Below are 15,442 nucleotides of genomic sequence, written 5' to 3'. Positions count from 1 at the left end.
TCCTCCTCGCCTCATGGCTATTGACAATAGCCATTGTAGCTACATATCGTAGCCATCATGGAACTCACGCCCGGAATCCGGCGCGTCGGCAACGAGATCGTCGCGTCCTACCTCCTCATCGACGATCGCGGGGTGACCGTGGTCGACGCCGGCCTCGCCGGCCATCACGGCGACCTGGTCGCGGAGCTCGCCGACGCGGGCCGGTCGATCGACGACGTGCGGGCCGTCATCCTCACCCACGGCGACACCGACCACCTCGGGTTCGCCGAGCGGCTCCGTCGCGACCACGGGGTGCCCGTCTACGTCCACGCGGCCGACGCCGATCGGGCGAAGGGAGGCGATACGCCCCCGACGTCGTTCGGCCGTGGCATCCGCCCCTGGCCGGTCGTGCGCTTCTTCGCCTACGCCCTCGGCAAGGGTGGCGCGAAGACCGAGTACCTCACCGAGGTCCGCACGCTCGAGGGCGGCGAGCGGCTCGACCTGCCCGGCTCGCCCGAGGTCATCCCGATGCCGGGCCACTCCCCCGGCAGTATCGCCGTGCTCTCCCGCGAGCTCGACGCGGTCGTCGTCGGCGACGCGCTCACCACCCGCCACGTGCTCACCGGCCGGCGCGGACCGCAGCCCGCGCCCTTCACCGACGATCCCGATGACGCCCTCGAGTCCCTCGGGCGGATCGCCGCAACCGGCGTCACGTGGGTGCTGCCGGGGCACGGCACGCCGTGGAACCGAGGCGCCGAGGAGGCCGTCAGGCTGGTCCGCGAGGCGGCGCGCACGAGCGCGCGCTGACCCTCGGGCGTCGAGCGGTGCTTGCCGGCCCGGGCGAGTTCGGTTAGTGTGCATTCACCGAATGCCCCGGGAGGTGCCCCCTGAGCGAGACGCTGACCGAGCGCGGCCGCGCGAAGGCCGATCGCCGCGCCGCCCTGCTCGATGCGGCGGCGCGACTGTTCGCCGAGCGCGGGTACGCGGGCGTGACGCTCGAGGAACTCGGCCAGGCGGCCGGCGTCTCGGGCCCCGCCGTCTACCGGCACTTCCCCGGCAAGGCCGCCGTGCTCGCGGCGATCCTCGCCGACGCGAGCCGCGGCCTGCTCGACGGCGGCGGGCGCACGGTCGAGGAGGCGGTCGACGCCGCCGAGGCGCTCCACGCCCTCATCCGATTCCACGTCGACTTCGCCCTCGCGAACGCCGACGTCATCCGCGTGCAGGACCGCGACCTCGACAGCCTCGACGACGCGGACGCCCACGAGGTGCGCCGACTGCAGCGCGCCTACGTCGAGCTCTGGGTGAGCGTGCTCGCCCGGCTCAGGCCCGACCGGGCCGAATCCGAGTTGCGCATCCGGGCCCACGCCGCCTTCGGACTGATCAACTCGACTCCCCACAGCGCCCGCATCCATGGGCGCCGACCCGCGGACAAGGTCGTCCGCAGCATCCTGGAGGACATGGCATGGTCGAGCCTCACGTCGTGACCCTGCGCGAGACCCGCGCCGGCGACCTCGATGAGCTGTTCCGCTTCCGGCAGGACGAGGAGGCCGCGCGCATGGCGGCCTTCACCCCGGACGACGTGGCCGACCGGTCGGCGTTCGATGCCCGCTGGGAGCGCCTCAGCGCGGATCCCGGGGTCCGGATGGTCACCATCCGCGCCGACGGCGTCGTGGTCGGCGACGCCGGCCGCTGGACCGATCCGGACGAGGGGCCGATGATCACCTACTGGGTCGATCGCGCCCACTGGCGACGCGGGATCGCCACCCGCGCGATGCGCCTCTTCCTCGACGCCGAGCCCCGACCCGTGCGCGCGCACGCCGCCGCCGACAACGCGGCGTCGATCGCGGTGCTGGGCAAGCTCGGCTTCGTCGAGGTGGGCCGCGACCGGGGCTACGCGAATGCGCGTGGCGCCGAGATCGAGGAGATCGTGCTCGAACTGCGCTGATCGCGGTGCGGGCGTCGGGGCAGCGCACCGCCCCGACGAGGCCTCAGCGGTTGCGGTACGCCTCCATGAGCGGTGCCGGGATACGGCCGCGGTCGGAGACCTTGTGGCCGTTGGCCCTCAGCCACTCGCGGGCGTCCTTCGTGTCACCGCTTCCGGCGCGGCCGCCCCGACGCCGCGAGACGCCGCCGCGCCCCGCCGTCTTGCGCGCCGCGTCGATGTACGGCGCGAGCGCCGACTCGAGCTTGCCGATGTTGTCGGCGGACAGGTCGATCGCGTACTGGTCGCCGTCGAGGGCGAACGAGACGGTCCGATCGGCGTCGCTGCCGTCCATGTCGTCGATGAGCGTCTCGACCACGCGCTTCGCCATGGTGCACTTCCGTTTCTGCGGGCATTCCGCGGGGTTCTCTGGGTGACGGGCTATTCCGAGCATAAAGAGGAATGCTCCGGATTCGCCCGCGAACCCGTGGAATGTGCAGAATTCAATGGACGCTTGACAATTCGATGAATTCCCGCAGGCGATCGCGCGGAGTGCGAATCGAGTCAATTCGCGAGCGGCCGCCTGTTGGATGCCGTGCGACGGCAGACGTCTCGATCACGCCGACGCCGCGCCCTGCTCCGCCGCGATCGCGGCGATCCGCCGCGCCAGTGCGACATCGCGCGAGGTCACTCCGCCGACGTCGTGCGAGAGCAGGTCGAATCGGACCCGGCCCCAGGCGAGCGAAACGTCCGGATGGTGATTCATCGCATCCGCGTCGATCGCGACGGCATCGAGCAGTCGCACCGAACTCGCGAAATCCGCGGTGCGGAATTCCGCGGTGAGGCGTTCCCCGTCGTGCCGGAATCCCGTTCCCTCGAGGTCGGTCACGACATCCTCGCGGGAGAGCAGTCGATCATGGTCCATCCGGCCATGCTGCTCGCCCGGCGGCCGCACCGCCACCCCGCACCCGTGCGCGCGGAGGAGCGTCGGCGGCGCCGACGCTCCTCCCGGCTCGGGTGCGTGACGATCAGGACATCGTCAGGGTGCGTGACGATCAGGACATCGTCAGCGCGAGGCCCGGATCGCGGAGGATCCGGCCCACGTCGGCGAGGAACCGCGATCCCTGCTCGCCGTCGACCAGGCGGTGGTCGAAGGAGAGCGAGAGCGTCATCACGTCGCGGAGCGCGATCTCGCCGCGGTGCTCCCACGGCGTGCGACGCACCGCGCCCATCGCGAGGATGGCAGCCTCGCCCGGGTTCAGGATCGGGGTGCCCGCGTCGATCCCGAAGACCCCGATGTTGGTGATCGAGATCGTTCCACCGGAGAGGTCCGCCGGGGCCGTCCGCCCGGCGCGGGCGGTCTCGGCGAGCTGGGCGATCGCGTCGGCGAGCTCGATGAGCGTCATCCGCTCGGCGCCCTTGACGTTGGGCACGACGAGGCCGCGTTCGGTCGCTGCCGCGATGCCGAGGTTCACGCCGCCGAAGCGGACGATCTCCTGGGCGTCCTCGTCCCAGCGCGAGTTCACCTCAGGGGTGCGCGCCGCCGCGATGCACAGCGCCTTCGCCACCACGGTGAGCGGCGTGACCTTGTGCCCCGCGTAGGCCCGGTCTGCCCGGATCCCCGCGAGCAGCTCCATCGTGGCGGTGACGTCGACCGTGAGGAACTCGGTGACGTGCGGCGCCGTGAAGGCGCTGCGCACCATCGCCGCCGCGGTGTGCTTGCGCACGCCCTTGATCGGGATGCGGGTCTCGCCCCCGGACTCGTGCGCGGTCGGTGCGGGCGCGGACGCCCGCCCGACGCCGGCGGCCGTGGCGGCGGACGCCGCCGCCTCGACGTCCGACCGCGTGATCAGCCCGCGCTCGCCCGAGCCGTCGACCTGCTCGAGGTCGACGCCGAGGTCGCGGGCGAGCTTGCGCACGGGGGGCGTCGAGCGGGGCCGCTCGACGCGGCCCGGTCCGTCACCGGCGCCGCGCAGGTGCGTGGCCGTGTCGGGTTCGATCCGGTCGTGCTCCGGGGGCGCCGGCACGAGGTCCTCGCTCAGCGCCGCCGCGCCGAGGCGCCGGGCACGCCGCTTCGGGCCGCGATCCGCGCCCGCGCCGTAGCCGACCAGGGTGGGCTCGCGGGCCTCCACGGCGGAAGCGCCCGACTGCGAGGACTCGGGCGCACCGGCACCCTCCGACGCGGCGGCCGCTGCGTCGGCCCCGACCGGCTCGCCGGCCGAGGCGCCGCCGGTGTCGCACGAGAAGAGCTTCTCGCCGACGTTCACGGTCTCTCCCTCGGCCGCGTGCAATGCGGTGACGGTCCCCTCGAACGGCGAGGGCAGTTCGACGACGGCCTTGGCGGTCTCGACGTCGGCGATGATCTGGTTCAGCTCCACGTGGTCGCCGACCTTCACTCGCCAGGCGACGATCTCGGACTCGGTGAGTCCCTCGCCGAGGTCGGGCAGTGCGAAGTCGCGGATCGTGCTCACGCGTCCACCTCCGAGAGGGAGTTCGGCCGGCCGAGCGCGCGGTCCACGCCGTCGAGGATGCGGTCCAGGTCGGGCAGGTGGTACTGCTCGAGCTTGGCCGGCGGGTACGGGATGTCGTGGCCGGTCACGCGGACGGGCGCGGTCTCGAGGTACTCGAAGCAGCGCTCGGTGATCGACGCGGCGATCTCGGCGCCCACCCCGCCCTGCTCGCCGGCCTCGTGCGCGACGACGAGCCGTCCGGTGCGGCGCACCGAGGCCTCGATGGTCGCGTAGTCGACGGGCGCGAGCGATCGCAGGTCGATGACCTCGAGCGACACGTCCTCCTCGGCCGCAGCCGTCGCGGCGTCCCGCGCGACCTGCACGAGCCCGCCGTAGGTGACGAGGGTGACGTCGTCGCCGGACGCGACGGTCGTGGCGACGCCCATCGGACGGGCGTCGGCGAGCTTGGCGTCGAGGTCGACCTCGCCCTTGACGTGGTAGCGCCGCTTCGGCTCGAGGAAGATCACCGGGTCGTCGCTCGCGATCGCCTGCTGGATCATGACGTACGCGTCGGCCGGGTTGGAGCAGGCGACGACGCGCAGTCCGGCGGTGTGCGTGAAGTACGCCTCGGGCGACTCGGAGTGGTGCTCGGCCGCCCCGATGCCGCCGCCGAAGGGGATCCGGACCACGATCGGCATCTTCACCGTGCCGCGCGATCGGTAGTGGAGCTTCGCGACCTGCGCCACGATCTGGTCGAACGACGGGTAGACGAACCCGTCGAACTGGATCTCGACGACGGGACGGAACCCGCGGTACGCCAGGCCCACCGCGGTGCCCATGATGCCGGCCTCCGACAGTGGCGTGTCGACCACGCGGTGCTCGCCGAACTCGGCCTTGAGCCCGTCGGTGATACGGAAGACGCCGCCGAGCGTGCCGATGTCCTCGCCCAGGAGCACGACCTTGTCGTCCTCCGCGAGCGCGCGACGGAGCCCCTCGTTCAGGGCCTTCCCGAAGGTGATCGTGCTCATCGCCCGCCCTCCTCGTCGAACATCGCCAGGTAGCGGGCGTACCGCCCCCGCTGACGCTCGAGGTGGCTGTTGGGCTCGGCGTAGACGTGGTCGAACACGCTCATCGGCTCCGGGTCGGGGATCGCGGTGATGCCGGCGCGCAGCTCGGCCGCGGCACGATCGGCGGCGGCCTTCACGTCGGCGTCGACCGCGTCCATGTCGGCGCCGGAGGCGGCGAGCAGGGCATGCAGCCGGGTGATCGGGTCGCGCTCGCGCCAGGCGGCGAGGTCGTCGTCGGTGCGGTAGCGCTTCGGGTCGTCGGCGGTGGTGTGCGGTCCCATCCGGTAGGTGACGGCCTCGATGAACGCCGGGCCCTCGCCGCGGCGGGCGCGGTCGAGCGCCCATCGGGTCACCGCGAGCACCGCGAGCACGTCGTTGCCGTCGACGCGGATGCCCGGCATGCCGAAGCCGTCGGCTCGGCGCGCGAGCGGCTGCTTGGACTGCAGGTCGACCGGTTCGGAGATCGCCCAGCCGTTGTTCTGGCAGAAGAACACGACGGGCGCGTCGAAGCTCGAGGCGAACACGAGGGCCTCGTTGACGTCGCCCTCGCTCGTGGCGCCGTCGCCGAAGTACGCGATGGAGGCCGAGTCGGAGCCCTCCCACTTGGCGCCCATGGCCCATCCGACGGCGTGCAGCGACTGCGCGCCGATGATGATCTGCGGGATCGCCATCCGCTTCTCGAAGGGGTCCCAGCCGGATGCCGCGGTGCCGCGCCACACGCTCAGCAGCTCGTCGGGACGCACGTCGCGCAGCCACGCCACGGCGTGCTCGCGATAGCTGGAGAAGACGAAGTCATCCTCGTGGAGGGCTCGGGCCGAGCCGATCTGCGCGGCCTCCTGGCCCGCGAGCGGCGGCCACAGGCCGAGCTCGCCCTGCCGCTGCAGCGCGGTCGCCTCCGCGTCGAGCCGTCGCACCACGACCATGTCGCGGTGCAGCCCGATCAGGGCGTCCAGGTCGAGGTCGTCGATCCAGCGGTCGAACTCGGGGTTCGAGTGGCGCTCGCCGTTCGCGTCGAGGAGTCGGACGAGGTCGTCGGGGCGGGTCAGCAGCCCGGTCGCCTCTCGGTCGGTAGGGGTCATCGTCGAACCTCCGTGTCGCCAGGCCGCTTCGTGGGCAGCCTGCACCGGCGACGGTGCCGGATACCCGCAGGCTACGACGATCTGGCATTCGGCTCAAGCAACCGACCTCGCGTTGAGCATGTTGCGCTGTAATGCGGGAATCGGTGCTGCTATCGTGTGGCAGTATGACCGGCTACGACTCCGTCGATCGTGCCCTGCTCAGCGCGCTGTCGGCCGACCCGCGCGCGACCGTCGTCGCCCTCGCCGAGCGGCTCGGGATGAGCCGGAACACGGTGCAGGCGCGGATGTCGCGGCTCGAGGCCGCCGGGGCCTTCCTCTCGTTCGAGCGGAGCATCGACCCGAGCCCACTGGGGTACCCGCTCGAGGCCTTCGTGTCGGTCCACGCCCGGCAGAAGGTGCTCTCCGACGTCGTCGCCGCGCTGACCGGGATCCCCGAGGTGATCCAGGCCCACGGGCTCTCCGGCCAGGTCGACCTGCTCGTCCGCGTGGTCTGCCGCGACGCGCACGACCTGTTCCGCATCGACGAGTCGATCCTCGCGATCGAGGGCGTGGAGCGCACCGAGACGTCACTGGCCATGGGCGAGCTCATCCCCTACCGACTGGCCCCGCTGCTGGAGCACTGAGCGACCCCGGGCAATATCGCACCCCACTCGGTTTTGGCGCCGGGCCCATCCCGTGTCAGGGTGTACTGCCCGATCCACCCCGCGAAGGAGCGCAATGGCCCGCCGACGACCCCTCGACCTCGACGGACGGCTCGCCGTCGTCACCGGCGCCGGGAGCGGGATGGGCCGCGCGTCCGCCGAGCTGCTCGCCGCACGCGGGTGTGCCCTCGCCCTCGTCGACCGCGACGACGCCGCGATCCGAGCGCTCGCCGAGCAGCTGCGCAGCCGCGGCGCCGAGGTGAGCACGAATCGCGTCGACCTCGCCGACCTCGATGCGATCGCCGCCCTGCCCGATGCGGTGGCCGCCGCGCACGAGCTCGCGCCCAGCATCCTGCTCAACTGCGCCGGCGTCTCCATGCTGGGCAGCTTCTCGCAGGCGACCCTCGAGGAGTTCCGCTGGGTGATCGACATCAACCTCTGGGGCACGGTCGCGATGACCAAGGCGTTCCTCCCGCGGCTGCTGGAGGCCGACACCGCGCACGTCGCGAACGTGTCGAGCCTCTACGGCCTCGCAGCGCCGGCGGGTCGCGTGCCCTACGTCACGTCGAAGTTCGCGGTGCGGGGCTTCACCGATGCGCTGCGCCACGAACTCGAGTCGACCGGCGTCACGGTCTCCGCCGTCTACCCGGGCGGCGTGCAGACCGGGATCATCCACCACGCTCGCGTCGCCGCCGCCGTCGAGCCGGGCGTGGCCGCCCGGGCCGCCGACGCCCAGGCCGCGCTCTACCGCACCACGCCGTCCCAGGCCGCGGAGCGGATCGTCGACGGCATCGTGCGCCGCCGCCCGCGCGTGTTCATCGGCCGCGACTCGCGCCTCTCCGACCTGGTGACGCGCGTGGCGCCGGTCGGCTACTGGAACGTGATGCGCGGCATCGTCGCGGCCGCGGCCGACACCCGCGGGTAGCGCCGCGGCGCACACTGCGCGCCGCGCCCCCGCGGAGACGACGGATGCCCGCCCCGACGGATCGGGACGGGCATCCGGTGACGATGCGTTCGATTACGCGTCGGCGCCCTCTGCGGGAGCCTCGGCGTGCTCGCCGGTCGCGGCGCGGCCGTTGGTGTCGGCCTCCTCCGCGATGACCGGCGCGAGCGAGAGCTTGCCGCGGTCGTCGATCTTGGTGATCTCGACGAGCAGCTTCTGCCCGACGCCGAGCACGTCGTCGACGTTCTCGACCCGCTTGCCGCCGGCGAGCTTGCGCACCTCGGAGATGTGCAGCAGGCCGTCCTTGCCGGGCAGCAGCGAGATGAACGCGCCGAAGGCGGCGATCTTCACGACGGTGCCGAGGAACTGCTCGCCGACCTCCGGGTTGGTGGGGTTGGCGATCGCGTTCACGGCGGCGCGGGCGGCCTCGGCCGTCGGGCCGTCGGTGGCGCCGATGTAGACGGTGCCGTCGTCCTCGATCGAGATCTCGGCGCCCGTGTCGTCCTGGATGCCGTTGATCGTCTTGCCCTTCGGGCCGATGAGCTCGCCGATCTTGTCGACCGGGATCTGCACGCTGATCACGCGCGGCGCGGTGGGCGCCATCTCGTCGGGGCCGTCGATCGCGGCGTTCAGCACCTGGAGGATCGTGTCGCGCGCCTCCTTGGCCTGGGTCAGCGCACCGCCGAGCACCGAGGCGGGGATGCCGTCGAGCTTGGTGTCGAGCTGGATCGCGGTGACGAACTCGGAGGTGCCGGCGACCTTGAAGTCCATGTCGCCGAGCGCGTCCTCCGCACCGAGGATGTCGGTGAGCGCCGCGTAGCGGGTCTCGCCGTCCTTGGTGTCGGAGATGAGGCCCATCGCGATGCCCGCGACCGGCGCCTTCAGCGGCACGCCCGCGTTCAGCAGCGACAGCGTGGACGCGCAGACCGAGCCCATCGAGGTCGAGCCGTTCGAGCCGAGCGCCTCGGAGACCTGGCGGATGGCGTAGGGGAACTCCTCGCGGCTCGGCAGCACCGGCACGAGTGCGCGCTCGGCGAGCGCGCCGTGGCCGATCTCGCGACGCTTCGGCGAACCCACACGACCCGTCTCACCCGTCGAGTACGGCGGGAAGTTGTAGTTGTGCATGTAGCGCTTCTTCGTCTCGGGCGAGAGCGAGTCGATCTGCTGCTCCATCTTGAGCATGTTCAGCGTGGTGACGCCCATGATCTGGGTCTCGCCGCGCTGGAAGATCGCCGAGCCGTGCACGCGCGGGACGACCTGCACCTCCGCGTCGAGCGGACGGATGTCGGCGAGGCCGCGGCCGTCGATGCGGACGCCCTCTTCGAGCACGCGCGAGCGCACGACGAGCTTGGTCACCGACTTGTAGGCGGCCGACACCTCGCCGTTGGCCGACTCCGGGAGTTCCCCGGACTCGACCTTGGCGGCGACGGCCTCCTTGACGCGCGCCTTCAGCGCGTCATCGGCGTCCTGGCGCTCGACCTTGCCGGCGATCTGGTAGACGCCCTTGAGCTCGTCGTACGCGAGCTCGGCGACGACGTCGTACGTCGACTGCTGGTAGGGCGGGAACGTCGGGTAATCCGCCGTCTCCTTCGCGGCGGTCGCGGCGACCTTCTGCTGCGCCTCGACCAGCTGCTTGATGAAGGGCTTGGCGGCCTCGAGTCCCTGTGCGACGACCTCCTCGGTCGGCTTGACGGCGCCGCCCTGGATGAGGTTCCACGCACCGTCGGTCGCCTCGGCCTCGACCATCATGATGGCGACGTCCTGGCTGCCGTCGGCCTCGGTCACGACCCGGCCGGCGACGACCATGTCGAAGACCGCGTCCTCGAGCTGCGAGTGCTTGGGGAACGCGACCCACTGGCCGTCGATGAGCGCGACGCGCACGCCGGCGACGGGGCCGGAGAACGGCAGGCCGGAGAGCTGCGTCGAGAGCGAGGCCGCGTTGATCGCGAGGACGTCGTACAGCTCGTCGGGCTCGATCGCGAGCACCGTGACGACGACCTGGACCTCGTTGCGCAGGCCCTCGACGAACGAGGGGCGGAGCGGGCGATCGATCAGGCGGCAGGTGAGGATCGCCTCGGTCGACGGGCGGCCCTCGCGACGGAAGAACGAGCCGGGGATGCGGCCCGCGGCGTACATGCGCTCCTCGACGTCGATCGTGAGCGGGAAGAAGTCGAAGTGCTCCTTCGGCTGCTTCGACACCGACGTGGCGGAGAGCAGCATGGTCTCCTCGTCGATGTAGGCGACCGCGGAGCCCTGCGCCTGCTGGGCGAGGCGACCGGTCTCGAAGCGGATGGTGCGAGTGCCGAACCGACCGTTGTCGATGACGGTCTCGGCGAACGTGATCTCAGGACCTTCCAAGAGGTCTCTCTCCTTTGTTTCGGCTCGCCCGCCCGTGTGGCGCGCGAGGTGAACAAGGAGCAGGGAACAGGCAGATCTCAGCGGATCGGGCTGACCCGCCAGCGCTGGCCACCAGTAGAAGTCCACCAAGCTCGCGCTTGGTAAGCCACCACAGGGGACCAGCTTCCTGCCGGCCTGCTCCGGCGCGCCCGACGTCGGGCGCGAGCTCATGTTGAATTGAGCGGATGCCACGCGGGCATCCTCGGCGAGCCTACCAGTCCGGCGTGTCGCGACCTAGCGGGCCGCGGAGGCGCCGGCCGGGACCGCCCGGTCAGGCGTGCATTCCGCGGCGCGCGGACTCGTCCCGCCGGCCGGGGATGTGCACGAGCGCGTCGTGCTTCGGGTCGCGTCCGTCCCCCGCTGTGCGCCCCAGCATCCGCCGGCCGATCCACGGCACCGCGTGCCGGCGGAGCCATTCGCCCGTCGCGAGCGGCGGCGCGTCGGGCTCGTCGCCGTCGCCGTGCAGTGCCGCGTCGAGTCCGGCGAGGGCCGCGGCGTCCGGCACGCCGAGCGCGTCGGCCGCCGCGTAGGCGAGCGCCCGGTGCCCCGAGGAGTTCAGGTGCACGCGGTCCTCCGCCCAGACGCCCCGCGCCGTGAGGCCCGTGTGCCGCGAGGCGTCGAGGACGAGGGCGCCGGCGTCGTGCGCGCGTGGGACGATGCCGTCCGCGAACCGCTCGAACCGGGTTCTGACCGCGCCGAGGCGCGCGTGCGCCGGCAGGAACGGGGTGACCAGGAGCACGTCCGCGCCGCGGCTGCGCACCTCCTCGATGGCGTCGCCGAGGCGCGCGACGAGCACGTCGGGTCGCGCGTCGACCCGGACGAGGTCGTTGCCTCCGACGAGGATCGTGACGAGGTCGGCGCCGAACTCGGCGGCGCGCGGCAGCTGTCCGTCGATGACGTCGGCCGTGCGCCGGCTCCGCACCGCGAGGTTCGCGTAGCCGATGCCGTCGCCCGACTGGGCGAGCAGCATGGCGAGGCGATCGGCCCACCCGCGGTACTCGCCCGCCGCCATCCGCGAGGAGTCGCAGAGGCCCTCGGTGACGGAGTCGCCGACGGCGACGTAGCGTCGCCACGCGGGCCGCACGGCGCGCACGGGCGCGGACGCCAGGCGTTCGGCCCCGTCGTCGATCGCGGAGGGACTCCCGGGCACGCCCGCGGTGCCGATCGGGGTCGCGGCCGACGGGATCGGCTCGACCGGCCGGGCGTGCGCGAGCGCGGGCGCCTGGCCGCGGTGCAGGCTCCCGGCGAACGCGTAGTGCTCGAGCAGCTCATCGCCGAGGCTCGACCAGCTCCGTCCCGCGACGCCGATGCGCGCCGCGCGACCGAACGCGCGCCGCTTCGAGGCGTCGCCGGCGAGGTCCCGCACGCGCCCCGCGAGCTCGTCGAGGTCGCCGGGGCGGTAGAGCCAGCCGTCGCGACTGGAGTGCACGAGGTCGAGCGGGCCGCCGCGCCCGGTCGCGACCACCGGAACCCCGCTGGCGTGGGCCTCCTGGATCGTCTGGCAGAACGTCTCGCTCTCTCCCGGGTGCACGAACACGTCGAGGCTCGCCATCGCCTCGGCGAGCTCGGAGCCGCCGAGGAAGCCCGTGAACGCCGCATCCGGCAGCAGCGCCTCGAGGGCGCCCCGGTCCGGCCCGTCGCCGATCACGACCAGGCGCACGCCGTCGAGCCCCGAGAGCACGCGCAGGTCCTCGACCTGCTTCTCCGGGGCGAGCCGGCCGACGTAGCCGACCAGCACCTCGTGGTCCGCGGCGAACCGACGGCGCCATTCCGGCGACCGCAGTTCGGGACGGAACCGATCCGTGTCGACCCCGCGGGCCCAGCGTCGCACGCGCTCGACGCCGTAGCCCTCGAGCTGCCGGGTGGACGAGGACGAGGGCGCGAGCGTGAGCGTGGCCCGCCGGTGCAGACGCGCCACGTGCGCGGCGAGCATGGGCGCGGCGCCCGGGACCCGGTAGCGCTCGGCGTACGCGGGCACGTCGGTCTGGTAGACCGCGACGCTCGGGATGCCGAGCTGCTCTGCGGCGAGGACGCCCTGCCACCCGAGCACGAACGGCGAGGCGAGGTGGAGCACGTCGGGTGAGAAGTCCGCGAGCTCGGTCGCGAGCCGGCGCGCCCGCGCGAACGCGATCCGGACCGCGGGGTAGCCCGGCAGCGGGACCGATCGCAGGAAGGTGGCCTGCGCCCCGTGCAGCCCGTGGTCGACGTGACCGGAGCGCGGCGCGATGACGAGCGCCTCGTGTCCGCGTCGCTCGAGGTGGCGCAGCACCTGGAGGAGCGAATGGGTGACGCCGTTCATGTGCGGGAGGAAGGACTCGGCGAGCAGTGCGACTCTCACGGGAGCAAGCGTCGGTCCGTCGCGCGTGTCCAGCGGAGTCGAGACGCCGATGGTCGACGAGGATTCACCGGGCGGACCGCGCCCGTTCCCCGATCGGTCGGCCGAGGGCCACGCGGGGCGTGCTCGGAGACCCCGAAGGTCACGGATGGATGACGAAGCGGGCACGGAACAGGGGTGGGTGCTCCGGTTGTGAATATGCTCTGAATCCCCACACCTCGGTCGACGTCGACCGGCGCGCGCGTCCTGCATGGGCGCGCGTTCGACCCGAACTCGGAGCACCTGAATGATCTCTCTCTCCACGCGAGGCGCTGCCCTCACGGCGACCGCGCTCACCGGCATCGGTGCCATCGTCACGGCGAGCGTCCTCGCGCTCGCCCCTGCCGTGGCGGCGCCCGGCGACCGAGCCGACCTCGTCCCCTCGTCCGACGACGCTCCGGCGATGTACCAGGCCGACGCCGCCGAGGTCGAGGCCCTGCACGCCGACGTCGATGCGGCCTCGGCGTCCGCCGCCGAGGCCTCGGGCCTGCTCGGCAACTCCGCCACCACCTTCGTGCCCGTCGCGCCGTGCCGCATCGCCGACACGCGTCTCGGGGGCGGCAAGATCGGCTCGCAGGTGCTGCGCAACTTCCACGTGACCGGGACCGCCGGCTTCTCGGGCCAGGGCGGCGTCGCGGGCGGCTGCGGCATCCCGGAGAACGCCGTCGCCATCGCGGCGGGCCTGAAGGCGGTCGCGCCCACCGGCAGCGGCTACCTCCGCGCCTGGGGCTACGGCGAGGCGCAGCCCCCGTCGACGGCCCTGACCTTCGCGAAGGGCGTCGACATCGGCGACGCCACCGTGCTGCCGCTCGGCCTGCCCGACCAGGCCTATGACATCTCGACGAAGCCCTACAAGGGCTCGATCCACCTGCTGATCGACGTCACGGGCTACTACGTGCTGAACGACCACGGGCTCCTGCTCGCGGACGGCTCGCTCGACTCCGGTGGCGCGACCCTCTGGAACGTGGAGAAGACCGGCACCGGCGCCTACGAGCTCGTCGTCGACCACGACATCTGGTTCTGCTCGTACTCGGTGACGCCGTTCGACGCGAACCTCGTCGCCTCCGCGAGCTACAGCGCCGAGTGGATCAACGCGTTCGACGTCCAGCTGCGCCAGCCGGACGGGACGCCGGTCGACGGGGACTTCTACTACAGCATCACGTGCTGATCCCCTGAGCGCGCGCGAGGACGGCCCCGTCGGCACCTGCCGGCGGGGCCGTTCGCCGTCCCGCCGCGCGCCGGGCGCCGGCGGGTCAACCCCTCGCGGCCGCACGGCCGCGACGGCATCATTGGGCCCGGACGCGCCGTCCGGAGCGTCCGACGTCGTACGGGAGGAACGCCATGTCATCGGTCGCACGAGTCACCACCATCACCGCCTTCTCCGAGAGGAGCTTCGAGGACGCCGTCAACGTCGGCATCGCGCGCTCGGTCGAGACGCTCCGGGGGGTCAGGGGCGCCTGGGTGAAGGAGCAGAAGGTCAAGGTCGAGGGCGGGAGCATCGTCGAGTGGTCGGTCACGCTCGAGGTGACCTTCGTGCTCGACGACTGACGTCGCCGCACTCCGCATAGGAGCCGGGACGGGGATGCCCCGTCCCGGCTCCGCGGCGTTGCGGCGTCAGCCGCGGCTCATGAGCTGAAGGTGCCCTTCAGTGCGATGAACGCGCCGCTGTCGAGGTCCTCGACCGTCACGTTCGACCAGACCACGGAGATGAGCGTGGCCGTCTGGCCGGGCGGGCAGTCGAGCGCCTGGGCGGCCGGCGTCGGAACGAGCGTCAGCGAACCGACGATGTTGCCGTTCTTCCCGGCCTCGAACTCGCCGCTCGCGGCCAGCCTGGAATCGACCGTCGTCTTCTTCGGGTCCGCCGGGACGTGGTTGCCGCCGTTGACGCACGAGTACGTGGCGCTGAGGTCCGCGCTCGCGACGACCGTCTCGACGGAACCGGACTCGAGGCCGGCCTCCTTGAACTGCACGACGAGGTCGACGCCGTCGAGCGATGCGCTCGTGGCGTTCTTGATGAAGTGCGGGTTTCCCGCCATCGCTGGGGAGGCGGCCCCGACCAGGACGAGTGCGGCGGCCGCGACGAGCGCGGCGAACGCCTTGCGAATGGACATTGCGCAGCTTCTTTCGGGTTGGTGGGTTTCGGTGCGGAGGGCGACCGAGGCGTGCGCGCGTCCGTAGTGGCCCGTCGCCGGGGAGTGCGAGGCGTGCGCGGTCCCTCGACCACGCTCCTGATCCGGACGCTACTCCGGCCCTCCGTTCGCGGGAACCCTTTTCGTGAGGGAATCTCATTTTTTCGGATGTCCCCTCGGGCGCGGCGCGCGGATCGTGTCGCACGGGCTCCGCGCCGTCCGGCCGAGGGGCCCCGGGGAAGGGATCGACCATGACGGGGTACCTGGTGCTGTACCGCGTCGACGTCGGCGCGGAGGACCGGATGCGGGAGTCCGACGACGACGGCCGGGCGCAGATGCAGGCCCGGATGGACCGGGCGGGCCGGGTGGGCCCCGCCCTGGTCGACATGGTCACGACCCTCGGGAACTCGCGCCACCTCGGCGCCGATGCGATTCGATCATCCGACCGGCGCAGATGAGCGG

At 72.3% G+C, this 15,442-nt stretch carries 16 protein-coding genes; 8 read left to right on the top strand and 8 right to left on the bottom strand.

The genetic code is table 11. The features are described from left to right. Window positions 1-57 precede the first annotated feature (57 nt). The 3 genes from ABME01_RS13310 to ABME01_RS13300 all read left to right on the top strand — a co-directional run bounded on the left by ABME01_RS13310 (window position 58) and on the right by ABME01_RS13300 (window position 1,924). The gene (locus tag ABME01_RS13310) at window positions 58-786 is read left to right on the top strand and encodes an MBL fold metallo-hydrolase (RefSeq protein WP_353828908.1); all 729 of its coding nucleotides are present in this window, start codon (window positions 58-60) and stop codon (window positions 784-786) included. Between the two features lie 80 nt (window positions 787-866). Then, window positions 867-1,463, top strand: a complete 597-nt coding sequence (locus tag ABME01_RS13305) for an SACE_7040 family transcriptional regulator (protein WP_353828925.1) — start codon at window positions 867-869, stop codon at window positions 1,461-1,463. Beyond that, window positions 1,442-1,924, top strand: a complete 483-nt coding sequence (locus ABME01_RS13300; RefSeq protein WP_353828907.1) for a GNAT family N-acetyltransferase — start codon at window positions 1,442-1,444, stop codon at window positions 1,922-1,924. Before ABME01_RS13305 ends, ABME01_RS13300 begins: the two co-directional genes overlap by 22 nt. Window positions 1,925-1,967: 43 nt before the next feature. On the opposite strand, the gene ABME01_RS13295 is transcribed toward ABME01_RS13300, so the two are convergent. The 5 genes from ABME01_RS13295 to pdhA form a co-directional block, all read right to left on the bottom strand. Continuing rightward, window positions 1,968-2,291, bottom strand: a complete 324-nt coding sequence (locus tag ABME01_RS13295) for a histone-like nucleoid-structuring protein Lsr2 (protein WP_353828906.1) — start codon at window positions 2,289-2,291, stop codon at window positions 1,968-1,970. A 225-nt stretch (window positions 2,292-2,516) separates the two neighbouring features. Beyond that, window positions 2,517-2,825: a 4a-hydroxytetrahydrobiopterin dehydratase gene (locus ABME01_RS13290; RefSeq protein ID WP_353828905.1), complete on the bottom strand. Its 309-nt coding sequence runs from the start codon at window positions 2,823-2,825 to the stop codon at window positions 2,517-2,519. A 130-nt stretch (window positions 2,826-2,955) separates the two neighbouring features. Next, entirely contained in the window at window positions 2,956-4,371 is a 1,416-nt protein-coding gene (locus ABME01_RS13285; protein ID WP_353828904.1) for a dihydrolipoamide acetyltransferase family protein, read from the bottom strand. Further along, window positions 4,368-5,378, bottom strand: a complete 1,011-nt coding sequence (locus tag ABME01_RS13280) for an alpha-ketoacid dehydrogenase subunit beta (RefSeq protein WP_353828903.1) — start codon at window positions 5,376-5,378, stop codon at window positions 4,368-4,370. Before ABME01_RS13280 ends, ABME01_RS13285 begins: the two co-directional genes overlap by 4 nt. Beyond that, on the bottom strand, window positions 5,375-6,496 hold the full coding sequence (gene pdhA, locus ABME01_RS13275; protein WP_353828902.1) for a pyruvate dehydrogenase (acetyl-transferring) E1 component subunit alpha: 1,122 nt from the start codon (window positions 6,494-6,496) through the stop codon (window positions 5,375-5,377). Before pdhA ends, ABME01_RS13280 begins: the two co-directional genes overlap by 4 nt. Before the next feature lie 164 nt (window positions 6,497-6,660). Between pdhA and ABME01_RS13270 the strand changes: the two genes are divergently transcribed. Together ABME01_RS13270 and ABME01_RS13265 are read left to right on the top strand one after the other, a co-directional pair. Then, window positions 6,661-7,119 carry an Lrp/AsnC family transcriptional regulator gene (locus ABME01_RS13270; protein WP_353828901.1) on the top strand — a complete coding sequence of 153 codons (459 nt, stop codon included), beginning with the start codon at window positions 6,661-6,663 and terminating at the stop codon, window positions 7,117-7,119. Window positions 7,120-7,213: 94 nt separating this feature from the next. Further along, complete coding sequence (locus ABME01_RS13265) at window positions 7,214-8,062, top strand: SDR family NAD(P)-dependent oxidoreductase (RefSeq protein ID WP_353828900.1); 849 nt, start codon at window positions 7,214-7,216, stop codon at window positions 8,060-8,062. A gap of 93 nt (window positions 8,063-8,155) precedes the next feature. Here ABME01_RS13265 and ABME01_RS13260 read toward each other — a convergent pair whose 3' ends face one another. Together ABME01_RS13260 and ABME01_RS13255 are read right to left on the bottom strand one after the other, a co-directional pair. Further along, window positions 8,156-10,438, bottom strand: coding sequence for a polyribonucleotide nucleotidyltransferase (locus ABME01_RS13260; protein ID WP_353828899.1), 2,283 nt, complete (start codon window positions 10,436-10,438; stop codon window positions 8,156-8,158). A 310-nt stretch (window positions 10,439-10,748) separates the two neighbouring features. Further along, window positions 10,749-12,815 (bottom strand): glycosyltransferase, encoded by a 2,067-nt coding sequence (locus tag ABME01_RS13255; RefSeq protein WP_353828898.1) that lies wholly within the window; start codon window positions 12,813-12,815, stop codon window positions 10,749-10,751. Between the two features lie 283 nt (window positions 12,816-13,098). On the opposite strand from ABME01_RS13255, the gene ABME01_RS13250 reads away from it, so the two are divergent. Together ABME01_RS13250 and ABME01_RS13245 are read left to right on the top strand one after the other, a co-directional pair. Further along, on the top strand, window positions 13,099-14,019 hold the full coding sequence (locus ABME01_RS13250; RefSeq protein WP_353828897.1) for a hypothetical protein: 921 nt from the start codon (window positions 13,099-13,101) through the stop codon (window positions 14,017-14,019). 173 nt (window positions 14,020-14,192) lie between these two features. Next, window positions 14,193-14,399 (top strand): dodecin family protein, encoded by a 207-nt coding sequence (locus tag ABME01_RS13245; RefSeq protein ID WP_353828896.1) that lies wholly within the window; start codon window positions 14,193-14,195, stop codon window positions 14,397-14,399. A gap of 77 nt (window positions 14,400-14,476) precedes the next feature. Here ABME01_RS13245 and ABME01_RS13240 read toward each other — a convergent pair whose 3' ends face one another. Then, window positions 14,477-14,962 carry a hypothetical protein gene (locus tag ABME01_RS13240; RefSeq protein WP_353828895.1) on the bottom strand — a complete coding sequence of 162 codons (486 nt, stop codon included), beginning with the start codon at window positions 14,960-14,962 and terminating at the stop codon, window positions 14,477-14,479. Between the two features lie 269 nt (window positions 14,963-15,231). On the opposite strand from ABME01_RS13240, the gene ABME01_RS13235 reads away from it, so the two are divergent. Continuing rightward, window positions 15,232-15,438 carry a hypothetical protein gene (locus ABME01_RS13235; RefSeq protein WP_353828894.1) on the top strand — a complete coding sequence of 69 codons (207 nt, stop codon included), beginning with the start codon at window positions 15,232-15,234 and terminating at the stop codon, window positions 15,436-15,438. The last annotated feature ends 4 nt before the right edge of the window (window positions 15,439-15,442 follow it).

Source organism: Agromyces litoreus, from assembly GCF_040496015.1.
GTDB classification, from domain to species: Bacteria; Actinomycetota; Actinomycetes; order Actinomycetales; family Microbacteriaceae; genus Agromyces; species Agromyces litoreus.
The sequence above is the reverse complement of the archived record's forward strand: the minus strand, read 5'-3'. Positions and strand labels throughout refer to the sequence as shown.

What these genes read in the sequence shown, in the direction of transcription:
- pdhA (WP_353828902.1), bottom strand. Translation starts at nt 6,496, where the DNA reads ATGACCCCTACCGACCGAGAGGCGACCGGGCTGCTGACCCGCCCCGAC.
- ABME01_RS13235 (WP_353828894.1), top strand. Translation starts at nt 15,232, where the DNA reads ATGACGGGGTACCTGGTGCTGTACCGCGTCGACGTCGGCGCGGAGGAC.
- ABME01_RS13250 (WP_353828897.1), top strand. Translation starts at nt 13,099, where the DNA reads ATGATCTCTCTCTCCACGCGAGGCGCTGCCCTCACGGCGACCGCGCTC.
- ABME01_RS13300 (WP_353828907.1), top strand. Translation starts at nt 1,442, where the DNA reads ATGGTCGAGCCTCACGTCGTGACCCTGCGCGAGACCCGCGCCGGCGAC.
- ABME01_RS13295 (WP_353828906.1), bottom strand. Translation starts at nt 2,291, where the DNA reads ATGGCGAAGCGCGTGGTCGAGACGCTCATCGACGACATGGACGGCAGC.
- ABME01_RS13240 (WP_353828895.1), bottom strand. Translation starts at nt 14,962, where the DNA reads ATGTCCATTCGCAAGGCGTTCGCCGCGCTCGTCGCGGCCGCCGCACTC.
- ABME01_RS13280 (WP_353828903.1), bottom strand. Translation starts at nt 5,378, where the DNA reads ATGAGCACGATCACCTTCGGGAAGGCCCTGAACGAGGGGCTCCGTCGC.
- ABME01_RS13245 (WP_353828896.1), top strand. Translation starts at nt 14,193, where the DNA reads ATGTCATCGGTCGCACGAGTCACCACCATCACCGCCTTCTCCGAGAGG.
- ABME01_RS13290 (WP_353828905.1), bottom strand. Translation starts at nt 2,825, where the DNA reads ATGGACCATGATCGACTGCTCTCCCGCGAGGATGTCGTGACCGACCTC.
- ABME01_RS13265 (WP_353828900.1), top strand. Translation starts at nt 7,214, where the DNA reads ATGGCCCGCCGACGACCCCTCGACCTCGACGGACGGCTCGCCGTCGTC.
- ABME01_RS13270 (WP_353828901.1), top strand. Translation starts at nt 6,661, where the DNA reads ATGACCGGCTACGACTCCGTCGATCGTGCCCTGCTCAGCGCGCTGTCG.
- ABME01_RS13310 (WP_353828908.1), top strand. Translation starts at nt 58, where the DNA reads ATGGAACTCACGCCCGGAATCCGGCGCGTCGGCAACGAGATCGTCGCG.